Source organism: Salinimicrobium sp. 3283s (assembly GCF_039602225.1).
Lineage (GTDB): Bacteria > Bacteroidota > Bacteroidia > Flavobacteriales > Flavobacteriaceae > Salinimicrobium > Salinimicrobium profundisediminis.
Genome location: NZ_CP143631.1, coordinates 1217699 through 1232864, shown reverse-complemented (window position 1 = coordinate 1232864; position 15166 = coordinate 1217699). Strand labels below are relative to the sequence as shown.

Genomic DNA, 15166 nt, shown 5'->3' with positions numbered 1-15166 from the left:
AGAGAAAGACATAAAAAAACCGGCAACTGCCGGTTTTTTTATGTCCAATTTTTCAGGATCTAATGAGCCTTTTTATTTTGTTCCTTGATGTATTTTTCAAGAGCCATGGTCATGGAAGGTGTTTCAGGCGTTGGCGCCTGAATATTCACAACCAGTCCGTGGTCTTTTGCAGCCTTTACCGTAGTGTTTCCAAAAACAGCAATTTTGGTGTCATTTTGTTTAAAATCGGGAAAATTCTCAAATAGGGATTTGATTCCGCTGGGGCTAAAGAACACCAGGATATCATAAAATACTTCCCTAAGGTGAGAAAGATCACTCACAACGGTTTTGTAGAAAACAGCTTTTTTCCAATCCACCCCAAGCTTATTCAGGGTTTTTGGCACATCTGGCTTCAGCATATCTGAAGATGGCAGGAGGAATTTTTCGTTTTTGTACTTCTTAATAAGGGGAGAAAGTTCAGCAAAAGTCCTTTTTCCGACGTAAATTTTCCGCTTGCGGTAAACTACGTATTTCTGCAGGTAATAAGCAACGGCCTCGCTCTGGCAAAAGTATTTTAAAGTATCGGGAACTTTAAATCGCATCTCTTCAGCAATTCTAAAGAAATGGTCAACAGAATTACGACTGGTAAGGATAATTGCTGTATAATTTGAAAGGTCTACCTTTTGCTGTCTTACATCCTTGGAAGAAACGCCCTCAACGTGGATAAACGGGATAAAATCTATTTTTACTTTTTGTTTTTCTTCAAGATCAAAATAAGGAGAATTTTCAACCTTCGGCTCTGGTTGAGATACCAGAATTGTTTTCACTTTCATATACATATTTTTTATTCACCCTGGAACTTGGTAACCAGCTTATATAAAATATAATAGGGTCCAATTTCAAGAGCGCAAAGATACAAAATAAAATAAAACCAATGGGTCGCAATGTACTGTCGGTTTTTGATAAAAATGCTGAGCAGGGTAATCAAATTCATAAGTAAAATAAGTCCCAGCAAAATGTAGAGCACCAGCCTTGTTGGTTCCCATGTATATATAAAAAATATAGAAACAGGGAGTAATATCAAGGCCATGAAATTGCGGTAACTAAGTTTGTAGAACAGGTAGTAGTTCATTTTATCATTGACTGAAACTACATCTGCCAGAATCTTTTCCAGGGAAAACTTGAGCAGCACAAAAGTCGTATATGCAGTAATTATCCTTAAGAAGGTTACCATTGGCCTCTCAGGGTAAGCATCGGTAAAAGTGAGGTAGTAAATAAAGATAAACAGGCCTGCCGAGACCACATTCACAACAAAAAGAAGTACGTTAAATGGATGAAAAAGATTGGGGTCTTTTCCCTTTAAAAGAAGGTACTTATCTGTAGCGAAAAGCATGCTAAAGTGGGCAAACCTTTGAGTGAACGCATACCTGGCCACCACCAGCAGTACCAATACCAGTAAGAGTAGGAGGGTGATCCAGTCTTGAGAAACCGCATGTCTTTCTATTACTTCCAAGCAGGAGAATTTTCTACAAAGGTAGGATTAATACGATTAAAAGAAGTTTTAAAAAACCATCCTAAACTTTAAAAATAGTTACATTTGTCCAAAAGAATTTTATGCCAGATGGGATTGTTATAATACCCACCTACAACGAAAAAGAAAATATTGAAAAGATCATTAAAAATGTCTTTTCTCTTCAGCGCGATTTTCACGTTTTGGTGGTGGATGATAATTCTCCCGATCAAACCTCCAGAATAGTCAGGTCTCTGCAATCGGTCTATGAGAATAGGTTATTCCTGATTGAAAGGGAAGGGAAATCTGGTTTGGGTACGGCGTATATCAAAGGTTTTGAATGGGTTTTGGAACGGGATTATAAGTACATCTTTCAAATGGATGCCGATTTTTCCCACAATCCCAACGATTTGATACGCCTCTATAATGCCTGTAAGCGGGGTGGAGCCCAGGTAGCGATTGGCTCCCGGTATAAAACCGGGGTTAATGTGGTAAACTGGCCCATGAGCAGGGTGCTTTTATCCTGGCTGGCCTCAAAATATGTACGCTTCATAACAGCAATGCCTGTAGAAGATACCACGGCAGGTTTTGTTTGCTATGATAGAGAAGTGCTTGAGAGGATTCACCTTGATAAAATTAAATTTGTTGGTTATGCTTTTCAAATTGAAATGAAATTCAAAGCTTACCTGGCAAAGTTCAACATCGTGGAAGTGCCGGTAGTTTTTACCGACAGAACCCGCGGAACATCAAAAATGAGTGGTTCAATTATATGGGAAGCTGTTTTTGGAGTGATAAAAATGAAAATAAACAGTCTGTTTAATAAGATGACAATATAATGAAGAAGGTATTAATTAAGAATGCAAAAATTGTCAATGAAGGTGCTATCGTTGAAGGAGATGTTTTTATTGAAGATGGAATTATTAAAGAGATCGCTTCAAGTATAAGTGCCAAATCTCCTAACCTTACTATCGTCGATGCCGAAGGCAATTACCTTATACCTGGGGTTATTGATGATCAGGTGCATTTCAGGGAGCCGGGGCTTACCCACAAAGAAACAATTGAAACAGGCTCAAAAGCAGCTGTGGCAGGTGGTATTACTTCTTTCATAGAAATGCCCAATACCCAGCCGCAAACCACCACTATAGAACTTCTTGAAGAAAAATATAAACTGGCAGAGGCTACCTCTTACGCCAATTATGCCTTTATGTTTGGAGGTACTAATGATAATCTTGAGGAGATCAAGAAAATAGACCCCAAAACAGTGCCGGCCCTCAAACTTTTTCTGGGCTCCTCTACGGGGAATATGTTGGTAGACGATGAAAAAGTGCTGGAGAAAATCTTCAAAGAATCTCCTGTGCTCATTGCAGCGCATTGTGAAGATGAAAAAACCATTCAGGAGAATCTACAGAAATATACAGCGGAGTATGGAGATGATATTCCGGTAGAGCTGCATCCTAAAATTCGCAGTGAAGAAGCCTGTTATATTTCTTCATCAAAAGCTGTTGCATTAGCTAAAAAAACCGGGGCGAGATTACACGTTTTCCATCTTTCTACGGCAAAAGAACTCAAGTTGTTCGACAGTAAAAAGCCGCTTAAAGATAAAATGATCACTGCCGAAGTTTGTGTGCACCACCTTTGGTTCAATGATGAAGATTACGGGAAAAAGGGAACTTTCATAAAATGGAACCCTGCTGTAAAGACACAAAAAGATCAGGAAGCTCTCTTAAAAGGGCTAATTGAAGACAAGATAGATGTTATCGCGACAGACCATGCGCCGCATACCCGTGAGGAAAAGAAAAACGTGTACACCAAGGCTCCAAGCGGCGGCCCGTTAGTGCAACACGCTCTCCCTGCAATGCTGCAGATGTATCACCAGGGCAAAATTTCACTGGAGAAAATTGTAGAGAAAATGTGCCATAACCCCGCTATTCTTTTTGATATTGAAAAAAGAGGGTTTATAAGAGAGGGCTACAAGGCCGATCTTGTACTTGTTGATCTCAATGCTCCATGGGCTGTACAGCCTGGAAATACGCTGTATAAATGTGGCTGGTCTCCCTTTGAAGGCACTACTTTCAAATCGCGGGTAACTCACACCTTTGTAAATGGAAATTTAGTTTACAAGAATTTCAATTTCACTCCTTTTGTACAAGCCGAAAGATTAAAATTTGACAGGTAGCATGAGAAAGGTCTTCACCATTTTAGGGGTCTTTTTAATGCTGGTTTCCTGCCAGGAAATCAACCGTACTCCAAAACCAGATAATCTAATTGCTGAAGATAAGATGGTTGAGGTGCTCACAGAACTTTCCCTGCTTCATGGTGCCAGGAGCTACAACAAAACTCTTATGGAAGAAAAAGGGGTGAATGCATACCCTTATCTTACCAAAAAATACGGCATAGACAGTACCCAGCTGGCGCAAAGCAATGAGTACTACGCGCAGAACTACAAGCAGTACGAAAAAATATATGAGAGGGTAAAGGAGAGGCTGGAGGCACTGATGGCCGAGTATGATTCCATTAGGGAAGTGGAGGAAAAAAGAAAAGATTCTCTTAGAGAAAATTCCGGAAATGGTACCCGGGATACTTTGATACGGCGCGAGTTTAGAAGGGATACTTCAGGATTGCTTGAGCCCGATCCCAGGCTTCCCATGCCTGTTTCAAAAAGCCGGGTTCAACGTTAAATTATTTCTGAAGGTCTTTTTTGTAGTAAGAAGCTGTTTTTTCTATTACTTCTGAAATAGGTTCAAATTCAAAATCTATTTGTTGCTTCAGTTTAGCTGAAGAATAAAACGTGTGTTCAAAAAGGCTTTTTTGAGACCTCTTTTCCAGTTGCTTTTCCCGGTTTGAAAATAAACCTCTTAGTTCCTGCCACAACCATCCGGTAAGTACCATCCATCTTTTTAGTGCTTTTGATGGTGCTGGTCTTCCAAGGGAACTAGCCGTCATAGAAAAAACTGTCTTGAACGAAAGGTTTTCAGAAACCACTATGAATTCGTCATTTTTGACAGGGGAAACCATCAGTTCCCGGGCAATTCTTACCACATCCCAAACGCCGACAAAGCCGGTGGTTTTTGGAACAAAGTAATCGAGGCCGCTGTGTATCTTTTCGAAGATTTTACCGCTGCCACTGCTCCAAAATCCGGGGCCAATAATGATCCCGGGCTTCACAATAACCACAGGAACACCTTCCTGGCTTGCACGCCACACTTCCATCTCTGCGCCATATTTGGTAATGGCATACATGCTGTGGCTAAGTTCTTTGTTCCAGAAAGAAACTTCAGTGATCTCCTTTTCGCCGGGTTTCTGGTCTAAAGTGGCAATAGAACTTACATAACAAAGTTTCTCCACTTCATTTGCGATACAAAGGTTTACAACATTAGCTGTGCCTTCAATGTTCACCTTCCGCAGTAAAGCATCTTTAGAAGTGTCAAAAGAGACCAGTGCCGCACAATGATAAACCTGATGAATATCTTTAAAGGCGTTATTTAAAGAGGGGATGTCTGTGATATCGGCTTGAACCCATTCAATCGAAGAAAAGAGGGTGTTTGCTTCAGGTTGGGAATTCGTGTAGGAAAAAACTTTTTTTACGGCTTCTAAGCTTGCTTCTGTACGATAGATCGCACGAACAGATTTTCCTGCTTTAACAAGATCAAGCAGCAAATGTGAACCTACCAAGCCTGTGCCTCCGGTGACTAGAATCATGAGGTAAATATAGCTAAAACCGCTTAGGAAAAATGAAGCTTTATGGTATCTTTACGGCTGTTTTTACTTCAAAATAATGATCATGAGCAAGAATTTTGTAGAAGAATTGACCTGGAGAGGGATGATTCACGATGTGATGCCCGGCACCGAAGAGCATCTTTTGGAAGGCCTTAGGTCTGCCTATGTTGGGATTGACCCCACAGCCGATTCTTTACATATAGGTCACCTGGTGGGTGTTATGATGCTGAAGCACTTCCAGGAAGCAGGACATCGTCCTGTGGCACTGGTAGGAGGAGCTACAGGAATGATAGGTGACCCTTCAGGAAAATCAAACGAGCGCAATCTTCTTACTGAAGCTACTTTGCTTCAGAATCAAAATGCCCTTAAAAACCAACTGTCTAAATTTCTCGACTTTGAAAGTGAAGCAGAGAATGCGGCAGTAATGGTGAATAACTATGACTGGATGAAAGACTTCAGTTTTTTGAGCTTTATAAGAGATGTAGGAAAACACATTACTGTGAACTACATGATGTCTAAAGACAGCGTGAAAAAGCGGTTGTCTTCAGATTCTTCCGAAGGAATGTCTTTTACCGAATTCACTTACCAGCTTGTGCAGGGATATGATTTTCTGCATTTGTACAGGGAGCTGGATTGTACGCTGCAAATGGGTGGTAGTGACCAGTGGGGGAATATCACAACCGGAACCGAGCTCATTAGAAGAATTTGTGAAGGGAAAGGTTATGCCCTTACCTGCCCGTTAATTACCAAGGCCGACGGTACTAAATTCGGAAAAACCGAGTCGGGGAACATCTGGCTTGATCCGGCACGTACATCTCCTTACAGGTTCTATCAATACTGGCTCAACACCAGCGATGAAGATGCCGAAAAATTTATAAAAATATTTACTTTCCTTTCAAAAGAAGAGATAGAAGGTCTTATAGCTCAGCATAAAGAGGCGCCTCATTTGAGAGAATTGCAGCGAAAACTGGCCGAAGAAATTACTGTAATGGTACACTCGGCAGAGGAGTATGATAATGCTGTAAAGGCTTCGGAAGTACTTTTTGGAAAGAGTACCGCCGAGGATCTAAAAAAGCTGAATGAAGCTACTTTTTTAGATGTTTTTGAAGGGGTGCCACAGGCAAAAATTGACCGTGCCGATGTAGAGGCAGGTTTGGATATGATTGCAGCTCTTTCTGCCAAAACCGACTTTTTAAACTCTAACGGAGAAGCCAGGAGAGCTTTAAAAGAAAATTCTATTTCGGTAAATAAAGAAAAGGTCACCGAAGATTATACCATCACCACAAATGACCTTTTAAATGATAAATACGTCATTATCAATAAAGGAAAAAGGAACACCTATATTTTAAGGGTTGAGTAAATAAGATAGCCCCCTTGCCTTAGAGGGCGAAGGGGGCTTCTACTAACCAACCAATTATGAAAACATAATCTAACCGTACAGTAAGTCGGTAAAAACTACAATCCTTACAGTACAGGTAATTATTTTTTGTTAAAAAACCATCAGGTTACACCCTCTTATATCACTGTGGTCAAAACGGCCCAGTATTTCAGTCTTTCCCCCGCCTAAATTTTTACCAAGGTCCTGTGTGGCAATGAAAGAGCAGGAATTAATATTGGCGAGGTCTATCACGTTGATTCCGCCAGATTTCCCTTCGGGGAGTAAGCTTAAGGCGTCTTCGGGTTCTCTTATAAGGATCTTCATCCAGGGTGGGCATTCAAAAATGCCATTTTTGAGGGCGTATGCCTGTGACAGTAGCTCGGTCATTCCATATTCGCTATGAATAGCTTCTACCCCCAATCCGTTTTTTAGCACTTCGTGAAGTTCGGTGCGTATCATTTCCTTGCGGCGGCCTTTCATTCCGCCGGTCTCCATCACAATAGTATGCTTTAGGTTTAAACGGTATTGCTCTGCCAGATCCAGTAATGCAAAAGAAACACCTATAAGCAGTGTCTTTTGCCCTTTCTCTTCCAGCTCTTGTAGTTTTTGAACGAGCGCATCGAGGTCGTGAAGATAAAAACCACTTGCCGGATTATTACTTTTCTCAATAAGATCCTGCACCATGTAGATCAATGAAGATCCTTTTCTTTCAAGATATGAGGGAAGAAGTGCGAGCACTGCATAATCTTCTACATTATTGTAGAAATGTGTGAAACCCCTGCGGAAACTTTCCTCATAAACCTTCAGGTCTGTAACGTAATGTTTGCTGGTTTGAGTACCTGTGGTGCCGCTGCTGCTAAAAATAACTTCAGCAGAAGCTTCCGAAGAAAGTATTTTATGAGATTTAAAGAGGGAGATTGGCAAAAAAGGGATTTCTTCAACACAGGTTACCTGTGCCGGACTGCGGTGCAACAGCTGGGCAAATTTTTGGTATACAGGGTTGTTTTTGTATTGATAATCAAATACCTGCAGCGCTTTTTTATTGAACTCCTCGAGAGTGGAAATGGAAAATATGTCCTTCAAATTGTCATAAAAAATTGAGGGCACAAAGGTACTGAATAAAATAAAGGATATGGGCTATCTTACCACAAGCTTTCGGGTAGCAGAACTTCGACCTTCCTGGATCCTCATAATATATACCCCTGGTTCAAGATTGGAGATATTGAGCTCATTCCCTGTTAATTGTGCAGAAAGGATGCTCTTGCCCAAAACATTATAGATCTCTACTCTTTTAGCTTTTCCCGCTTTAGTGTTAATGTACACTTTTTGACCTGAAGCAGGATTGGGGAAAATAGAAAGCCCTTCAATAGGAACTTCTTTTACAGGAGGTTCCGGGGCTGATACCTGTGCAAAAGCCGGGCTCGATAAGAGCAAAAGGCCAATGATCATAAGAGGGTACAAGTAGAGTTGTTTCATTTTCAATACGGTATCAATTCAAAATTACAATAAAAAATTCAAAAACCGCACCAAATTTTAGTTGCAGAAAAGTTAAAGCTTAATTTCTACACAATAATTTTCAAAAAAAGGGGTTGCGACATCGCAACCCCTTAAAAACAAATCTATTAATAAACGGCTAATTCATTAAAATTTTTGAGCCGCAGCCAGGTTGCTCCAGCTTTCAAAGACGCTTAGATCTGCACCTGTTGCATTCTCATCAAGCTCTAGTAAGTTGCCCGCTACCTCGGTGTCGTTAACGTTGTTCACCACAAGATCTTTACTGTACTCAAAATGAGCATTGGTAAATTGTAGTTGGTCATTTTCTACTTCCTGTAGCTGGTCATTGAGAAATATGATGGTTTCGTAATTACTCCCCACAATATTTTCGAAAGTTCCGGCGGTTCCCTGTTTTAAATCGAATGCAGCTTTGCCGCTGCGGTTATGGCCCCAAATACTCACATATTTAACTGTACCCATTGAACGTGGTTCTGCATTGTTCTCACCTTTTCTGTTAGCCAGTTCAAAAGCGAAATCTCCCACGCCGTCGTATTGAACAATAGCAACATTATTAAGAGTTCCGCGGTAACCTTCATCCCAGTCTATTGAATCATCTTCCATTCCTATAGCTACAAGGTTCCTGGCGTTTACAGTACCTCCATAGAATTCAAACCCGTCATCAGCGCCTTCAAAAGCCTCGAGGTTTTCAAGAGTGGTGCCGCTGCCTACCGCGAAGAAGGAGAAAGCATTGAATTCAAATTGGCCATCTGAAGATGCCTGCCCTGCATATTCGACTCTTACATACTTCAGGCTCCCCGAACTATCCTGATCATTGGTGCCTCCATACGGTAACTGCCCTGCTTCAGAGATTGAGGTTCCGCCGGGGGCGTTCATTTTGGCGCGGCCATGTATACCGATACCGCCCCAGTCACCGTCTCCACCTTCCGAATTTTTATTTTCAGAAGTAAAGACTATAGGTTTTGCTGCAGTACCCTCGGCTATTAATTTGCCGCCCTGTTCTACAAATAACAGGTTTACTCCTGCCGCCTGGTCTGCGGCGCTTATCGTGAAAGTTGTTCCTGGTTCTATGGTTAGTGTGGCTCCATCTTTTACTGAAACTGCGCCTTTCAGGTTATAATTACCTTCTTTCACAAGGAGGTCTTCTGTAATATCCCCTTCAAGAACAGTGCCCTCAAGTATTCCTGAGTCGCCTCCTGTGCCGGGATCGGGGTTTGGAACATCATCATCACTGCTGCATGAAAACAAGCTGAGTGAAAGCGCGATTGTAAATGCGGTTTTTAAGAATTGGTTTTTCATTTTTTCTAATTTTTAGTTGAATATTTAAGTTTAAAATTTAAAGGTGATGGAGGCTCCATAGGTGGTGCCGGTATCAAATGATTCTATAGTGTTGCTGAACTTATCAGGGAACCTTATTTCGCGGGTGGGATCCTGGAAGAACATGGTCTTTTCGTTGAGAAGATTTCTCGCGGTTAATTTGAGTCCCCAGCTTTTGTTGAATTGGGTGGTCCACACCAGGTCAAGTTGATCAACAGGCTTTTCGTAGATTTCATCGGCTCCTTCTACACCTACGGCATATATTCTTTTTCCAAAAGTGTTGTAAATGAGGTTTAGGGAAGACTCTGTATTGCCGCGCTTAAAAATTTGGTAAAGTAGATCGGCATTGATCCCCCAGTTTGATGCTCCCTGCAGTTTTCGGTCTTTATTGGTTACTGCTGCAAATCGGGGGTTGTTCTCTTCGGCAGTTGCACGAGAATCCATCAGAATTCCGTTAAAGCCTACAGATAACCTGTCAAAAATGGCATTTTTGAAGAGGCTTCCGGCATTGAACCTGGCTTCGGCTTCTATTCCGTAGAGAACAGCTTCCTCAAAATTATCGAAATAAGTTCTGTAGCCTACAGAGGTGGCACGGGCCAAACGCTCTATGGGGTCCTGGAGATATTTAGCAAAGGCGGTTACCGCCAGTAATTCGCTGTTAGTTGGAAAGAACTCATATTTCAGGTCTAAATTGTAGTTGCGGGAATTTAAAAGATCGGGGTTCCCTATTACCTGGTTGCCATCCCCATCCTGGTAAATTGTAGGCAAGATCTCTCTCATCCTGGGGCGGGTAGTGGTGATAGATGTCGCCAGCCTCAGGTTAGAGGTTTCGGTAAGTTGGTACCTGATGTTGAGGGCAGGGCTAATATCGAAGGGTTCATAGGTGATCTTACTGAACTTAGTATCGAGAGCTTTTTTATAAGTGATTTCTCTAGGTGCATATTCAGCGCGTACGCCCACATCAAGTAGTATATTGTCCCATTCCTTTAAAAAGATGAAATACCCGGCGTGTATGTATTGCTCCACCTGAATGTCGGGTGGTGTAGGGGCAAAATTGCCTGCATATTCCAGAAATCCTTCAGATAAACCTTGTTGGAAGAAAGCTTCAGGATCATTGGTATTCAGGTTTGGCAAGTTAGCCGAACTGACCTGTGCTGTGATTGTGCGGGTGAAGAAATCGTAATTTATTCCGTCGAAATTATGCCCTATCTTAATTTTTGTGGAGAAGGTGTTGTCTTCTTTTTTCTGAATTCCCAACTCGTACTCAAGGCGGGAACTAAAGCTAACGTTCTCCAGCTCCTGATAGAACCTGAAGGGATTAATGCCATTTGTGGTAATGTATTCTGCATCTTCCCCTGTGCCGGCAGCGCGCAGCACCCTGCGATCGGGCACATTATTGTTGCCTATTCCTGTAGAGCCGCCAAAATGCAGTTGATGTTTTTTGTTGTTCCATTCCAGGTCACCCAACAGCTGAAAGGTGAGCATGTCATTTTCTGTATACCGAATGTCACGGATAAAGAAATCTCTGTTGTTAAGCTGGGTAAATCCGTCATTCCTCCCATATGCTTCCCTTATAAAATTGGATGTATTCTGAAGGTAAATGGTATTGAAGTTCAGCTTCAGCATATCAAACCTGTCGTAATCAAGTGCCAGTAAAGCTGATTTTCGTGTGGAGAAATCATAGTTTGTGGTAGAGAAATCCTGCCCTGCGGTGCCTTCAGAATTTAATGTGCGTTCTACCCCGTTTTTCTTCTCGTAAGAATTGCGATAGTTCATACCAAAATATATACCCAGAGATTGTTTGTCTCCGTTTACCAGGCGTTGCCCATGAGTTATTCCAAGAGTAGTAGCCAGTGGGGCAGTAATTTTTTCAGGAGTCCAGGAAGTTGAAAATGGACTGGGAGATTGAGCGGGTGCGGCAGGTAGTTCCCTACTGTTTCCCGTATATCCCAGGTATTCCAAATCACTGCTGTTATCGATATTGTAATCTTCAAAAGTAGAATTGGTGTTGTAATTGACTCCAGCAGTTACAGTGGTAGCGGGCTTTGAAGCTGCGGTGATGGTGTTGACATTAAAAGTTGCGCCCGCAAAATCCTGATACAGCGAAGGGCTGAAGGTTTTATAAACATCTACGTAGCTCACAATGTTGGTGGCGATGTAACTAAGCGGAATAATTTTAAAATCGGGGTCTGAAGATGCTACGGGAAGTCCGTTCATCGTTAGAAAATTATAACGGTCATCCAATCCCCTTACAAAAATACCCCTGTCTCCCACCATGCTAATGCCAGAGACCTTGGAGAGGCCCTGCTCTACGTTATTGATCCCTTTTCTTGACAGTTCTTCAGCGCCAATAGCCTGTTTTATTGTAATGGCATTTTTCTGCTCTAATAGCAGTGCCACTTCAGAATCGGCCCTTGATACCGTAGAAATAACAACTTCATCCAGGGAAGAAGCAGTGGTTCCAAGTTGAGTGTTTATTTCTGTTACTTTACCCGGTTCTACCCGCACATTGGGGATTTCGAGCTGTTCGTATCCTACAAAGCTAAAGGCAACAGTGTAGCTTCCGGGTTCAAGATTTTCTATTTCAAAAAGTCCGTTTACGTTAGTAGTTCCACCTGTACCTGTGCCTTTCACGAGTACATTTGCAAAGGGGAGGGGTTCGCCCTGCATTTCCTTGTCAGTTAATTTCCCGGCAATGCTACCGGTGTGTTGTGTCTCCTGTGCCAACAGGTTTGAAAAGGAAAGGAGTACTGCGGCACCAATCAAAAGAAGTCTCATTTTTGTCAATTTTCTATGCCGCAAAGAAAACTGTGCAATGTAACTATGGCGTTAGCTGAAAATTACCAATAGATCAACTAAAGGTTATGACTAATTAAATTTAAGGTTAACAGAAGGTTATCAATGAATGGGAGTGGGAGGCGGCATAATTATTATCTTTACTTTTACAGGGTAAATTAACCACACCCATGAAAACAAATGACATTTGCATCCTTTTGGTCGATGATGAGCCCGATATCATTGAGATTATAAGGTATAATTTAGCTGCTGAAGGTTACCGGGTAGTAACTGCAGAAAATGGTAAACAGGCTTTAAAAGTTGCCAAAGAAAACCATCCTCATCTTATTATTTTAGATGTAATGATGCCTGAAATGGATGGTATAGAAACCTGCATTCAAATGCGAAAAGAACCGGAGCTTACCAACAGCATGATTACTTTTCTTACCGCCAGGGGAGAAGATTACTCTCAAATGGCCGGATTTGACGCTGGTGCCGATGATTATATCACTAAACCCATAAAACCGAAAGTGCTTATAAGTAAAGTGAAGGCCTTGCTGCGCCGGTTTAACGGAGGGGAAGCCGGAGGGAAAGCAGAGATTATTACTGCCGGAAACCTCGAGATCAACAGGGAAGAATACAAAGTTGTAAAAGGCGGGGAAGAGGTGATGTTGCCCCGGAAGGAATTTGAGCTATTATTCTTATTGGCATCACAACCCGGACGGGTTTTTCAGAGAGATGAGATCCTTGAACGGGTTTGGGGCAATGAGGTGGTTGTAGGCGGTCGTACTATTGATGTGCATATTAGAAAACTCAGGGAAAAACTTGGAGGTGAGAGCATCCAGACCATTAAAGGTGTGGGGTATAAGTTTGTAGAGTAATGGCTAAAGGTTTTAGGCGCTCATATAGGTTTGCAATAAAGACATCAATTTATGTGTCACTCTTCCTTACTGGGATTTCGGCTGTTTTTCTCATTATTCACGATGCATATTCAGAGTGGGCACTTCTGCTCTATGGTTTTTCGTGTTTTATTTTTTCATTTCTCATCATTCAGTACCGGGTTGAGGCCTTTATTTATAAAAAGATAAAGAAGATATACGAGAATGTGAGTATGCTTAGTGCTACCCCACTTAACCCTGAGCAGGTGACTACAGATATGACCAGCCTATCGCAGGAAGTGCAGAAATTTGCTGAAGGGAAAAAACTCGAAATCGAAGCTTTAAAAGTGCGTGATTCCTACCGGAAAGAATTTATGGGCAATATCTCTCACGAACTCAAAACCCCTTTATTCACAGTTCAGGGATATATTGAGACCTTGCTTGATGGAGCTATGAAAGATAAAAATGTGCGAAAGCAGTATCTTTCAAGAGCAGCCAAAGGGGTGGAGCGACTGGTTTACATTGTTCAGGATCTGGATATGATCACTAAACTGGAAACCGGAGAGCTCAGTCTTAAACCTGAAGTATTTAACATTGTTGAGGTAGTTCAGAATGTCTTTGACCTCCTGGAGATGAAAGCCGCAAAGAAGAATATCACCCTCACATTTGAAACTCCTTATGCTCCTGTGTGGGTTAAAGCCGATAAAGAAAGAATTCAGCAGGTGATGACCAACCTCATCGTGAATTCTATCAAATACGGTAAGAACGACGGGACTACAGAAGTATCTATTGAAGATCACTCCAAGAAGAAGATCATAATAAGAGTAAGCGACAATGGAGAGGGGATCCAAAAAGAGCATATTCCGAGGTTATTTGAGCGCTTTTACCGGGTAGACAAAAGCGGATCGCGTAAAGAAGGAGGCTCGGGGCTTGGCCTGGCCATTGTAAAGCACCTGCTTGAGGCACATAAGGAGAGAATCTTTGTAGAAAGTACTTACGGTATGGGAAGTGAATTTTCATTCACCCTTAAAAAGGCCAAAAAGCTTTGAGAAATCACAAACAAAGCCAGGATCCTTTAACCCCGAATAATCTTTTACTGTAACCAGCATTTCCAGATTAAATTCTTCCTGCCTGCACGATGGTGCAAAACCTAATTTGCGCATTCTATCAGCCAGGTATTCCTGTTCAAACTGGCCGGGTGTAGGTATGAAAAAGGCCTTTTTTTCGAGCCGGGCAAGATCCATAAGGGTGGTATATCCCGATCTTGCCACTACCACTTCGCTACTGTTAAGTGCCTGTTCCAGTTCCCTGCCAAAGAGATAGTTTCTTACAGTGAGATTTGGTGTATTGAAATCAGCAGTGCTTTCATCTACAACCCCTCTTATAAAGAGGATACTTCCGGAAGATTTGCTGAACTCCTTTAGAAGAATTTCTTCGAGAATGCTTCTCTGGGGTTCGGGGCCTGACAATAATACCATGTAATCATACTTCCGAGGTATTTTTTCTTTTTTAAACCTGCTCATCACCCCTAGATAATTTACTTCTGAAAATGCCCTTTTTGGATGTCCAAGAATTCCGCTTAGGTTTGGCCTGCCGGGAGTGTCGGGAATCCAGCATTGATCATATTGTTTTATATACTTCTGGTGAAGCCAACTGCTGAAGAAAGTGGTTGTCCCCGAGAGTACATTCAACTGGTGGGTGATAAAAACGCCTGGTACATGCGGGTGCCGCACCCCAAACCGGCTGTCCGAAATTATTCCGTGAAGTTTTAATTTTTGCACCAGGATCTCAGTGGCCTGTTTTTCCTTTTTGATGTTTTTCAGGATATGTGGGCTGTCTAAAAGCAGCTTCCATTTTAAAAAGCTTCCCTTTCTGGTGTAGGTGATATTGTAAGAAGGTAATTCAAATGCCTGCAAATGCGGAAACTCCTTTTTAAGAAGGTCAAGTGCTGCTCCATCTGAAGCTATGATGGGAGTAAATCCCTGTTCTTCAAGTTTTTCAATAATAGGGATGCATCGTGTGGCATGACCTAACCCCCAGTTAATTGGCGCAACCAAAATTCGTCTACTTCGCATAAATCAGATATAATTGAAAGGCCTG

At 41.9% G+C, this 15166-nt stretch carries 14 protein-coding genes; 6 read left to right on the top strand and 8 right to left on the bottom strand.

The annotated features are described in order from the left end of the window. Positions 1-59 precede the first annotated feature (59 nt). Together VS868_RS05420 and VS868_RS05415 are read right to left on the bottom strand one after the other, a co-directional pair. Positions 60-812, bottom strand: a complete 753-nt coding sequence (locus VS868_RS05420) for a uroporphyrinogen-III synthase (RefSeq protein ID WP_266068336.1) — start codon at positions 810-812, stop codon at positions 60-62. Between the two features lie 11 nt (positions 813-823). Further along, positions 824-1492 (bottom strand): DUF4271 domain-containing protein, encoded by a 669-nt coding sequence (locus VS868_RS05415; RefSeq protein WP_266068337.1) that lies wholly within the window; start codon positions 1490-1492, stop codon positions 824-826. Between the two features lie 101 nt (positions 1493-1593). On the opposite strand from VS868_RS05415, the gene VS868_RS05410 reads away from it, so the two are divergent. From VS868_RS05410 to VS868_RS05400, 3 genes are read left to right on the top strand one after another with little or no spacing between them, the layout of a single operon-like run. Beyond that, positions 1594-2325 (top strand): polyprenol monophosphomannose synthase, encoded by a 732-nt coding sequence (locus VS868_RS05410; RefSeq protein WP_266068339.1) that lies wholly within the window; start codon positions 1594-1596, stop codon positions 2323-2325. Then, positions 2325-3665: a dihydroorotase gene (locus VS868_RS05405; protein WP_266068340.1), complete on the top strand. Its 1341-nt coding sequence runs from the start codon at positions 2325-2327 to the stop codon at positions 3663-3665. The genes VS868_RS05410 and VS868_RS05405 overlap by 1 nt, the downstream gene beginning before the upstream one ends. Before the next feature lies 1 nt (position 3666). Beyond that, the gene (locus VS868_RS05400) at positions 3667-4167 is read left to right on the top strand and encodes a DUF4296 domain-containing protein (RefSeq protein WP_266068341.1); all 501 of its coding nucleotides are present in this window, start codon (positions 3667-3669) and stop codon (positions 4165-4167) included. A gap of 1 nt (position 4168) precedes the next feature. On the opposite strand, the gene VS868_RS05395 is transcribed toward VS868_RS05400, so the two are convergent. After that, positions 4169-5188: an SDR family oxidoreductase gene (locus VS868_RS05395; protein ID WP_266068342.1), complete on the bottom strand. Its 1020-nt coding sequence runs from the start codon at positions 5186-5188 to the stop codon at positions 4169-4171. Positions 5189-5270: 82 nt separating this feature from the next. Between VS868_RS05395 and tyrS the strand changes: the two genes are divergently transcribed. Next, positions 5271-6566, top strand: coding sequence for a tyrosine--tRNA ligase (gene tyrS, locus VS868_RS05390; RefSeq protein ID WP_345599445.1), 1296 nt, complete (start codon positions 5271-5273; stop codon positions 6564-6566). A gap of 129 nt (positions 6567-6695) precedes the next feature. Here the strand turns inward: tyrS and VS868_RS05385 are convergent, their stop codons facing one another. The 4 genes from VS868_RS05385 to VS868_RS05370 all read right to left on the bottom strand — a co-directional run bounded on the left by VS868_RS05385 (position 6696) and on the right by VS868_RS05370 (position 12191). Beyond that, positions 6696-7667, bottom strand: a complete 972-nt coding sequence (locus tag VS868_RS05385; protein ID WP_345599444.1) for an acyl transferase — start codon at positions 7665-7667, stop codon at positions 6696-6698. Positions 7668-7721: 54 nt separating this feature from the next. After that, positions 7722-8060, bottom strand: a complete 339-nt coding sequence (locus VS868_RS05380; protein WP_266068346.1) for a T9SS type A sorting domain-containing protein — start codon at positions 8058-8060, stop codon at positions 7722-7724. Positions 8061-8225: 165 nt separating this feature from the next. Then, complete coding sequence (locus VS868_RS05375; protein ID WP_345599442.1) at positions 8226-9395, bottom strand: hypothetical protein; 1170 nt, start codon at positions 9393-9395, stop codon at positions 8226-8228. 30 nt (positions 9396-9425) lie between these two features. Continuing rightward, entirely contained in the window at positions 9426-12191 is a 2766-nt protein-coding gene (locus VS868_RS05370) for an outer membrane beta-barrel protein (RefSeq protein WP_345599440.1), read from the bottom strand. Between the two features lie 188 nt (positions 12192-12379). Here VS868_RS05370 and VS868_RS05365 point away from each other — a divergent pair, with 188 nt between their 5' ends. Next, positions 12380-13069: a response regulator transcription factor gene (locus VS868_RS05365; RefSeq protein ID WP_266068350.1), complete on the top strand. Its 690-nt coding sequence runs from the start codon at positions 12380-12382 to the stop codon at positions 13067-13069. Further along, entirely contained in the window at positions 13069-14115 is a 1047-nt protein-coding gene (locus VS868_RS05360; RefSeq protein ID WP_266068351.1) for an ATP-binding protein, read from the top strand. The genes VS868_RS05365 and VS868_RS05360 overlap by 1 nt, the downstream gene beginning before the upstream one ends. Here the strand turns inward: VS868_RS05360 and VS868_RS05355 are convergent. Then, positions 14083-15141, bottom strand: coding sequence for a glycosyltransferase (locus VS868_RS05355; protein ID WP_345599437.1), 1059 nt, complete (start codon positions 15139-15141; stop codon positions 14083-14085). The two genes, VS868_RS05360 and VS868_RS05355, sit on opposite strands and share 33 nt — an antisense overlap. Positions 15142-15166 lie beyond the last annotated feature (25 nt).

Coding starts and splice junctions, on each gene's coding strand:
- VS868_RS05420 (WP_266068336.1), bottom strand. CDS start 812: ATGAAAGTGAAAACAATTCTGGTATCTCAACCAGAGCCGAAGGTTGAA.
- VS868_RS05410 (WP_266068339.1), top strand. CDS start 1,594: ATGCCAGATGGGATTGTTATAATACCCACCTACAACGAAAAAGAAAAT.
- VS868_RS05405 (WP_266068340.1), top strand. CDS start 2,325: ATGAAGAAGGTATTAATTAAGAATGCAAAAATTGTCAATGAAGGTGCT.
- VS868_RS05400 (WP_266068341.1), top strand. CDS start 3,667: ATGAGAAAGGTCTTCACCATTTTAGGGGTCTTTTTAATGCTGGTTTCC.
- VS868_RS05395 (WP_266068342.1), bottom strand. CDS start 5,188: ATGATTCTAGTCACCGGAGGCACAGGCTTGGTAGGTTCACATTTGCTG.
- tyrS (WP_345599445.1), top strand. CDS start 5,271: ATGAGCAAGAATTTTGTAGAAGAATTGACCTGGAGAGGGATGATTCAC.
- VS868_RS05380 (WP_266068346.1), bottom strand. CDS start 8,060: ATGAAACAACTCTACTTGTACCCTCTTATGATCATTGGCCTTTTGCTC.
- VS868_RS05375 (WP_345599442.1), bottom strand. CDS start 9,395: ATGAAAAACCAATTCTTAAAAACCGCATTTACAATCGCGCTTTCACTC.
- VS868_RS05370 (WP_345599440.1), bottom strand. CDS start 12,191: ATGAGACTTCTTTTGATTGGTGCCGCAGTACTCCTTTCCTTTTCAAAC.
- VS868_RS05365 (WP_266068350.1), top strand. CDS start 12,380: ATGAAAACAAATGACATTTGCATCCTTTTGGTCGATGATGAGCCCGAT.
- VS868_RS05360 (WP_266068351.1), top strand. CDS start 13,069: ATGGCTAAAGGTTTTAGGCGCTCATATAGGTTTGCAATAAAGACATCA.
- VS868_RS05355 (WP_345599437.1), bottom strand. CDS start 15,141: ATGCGAAGTAGACGAATTTTGGTTGCGCCAATTAACTGGGGGTTAGGT.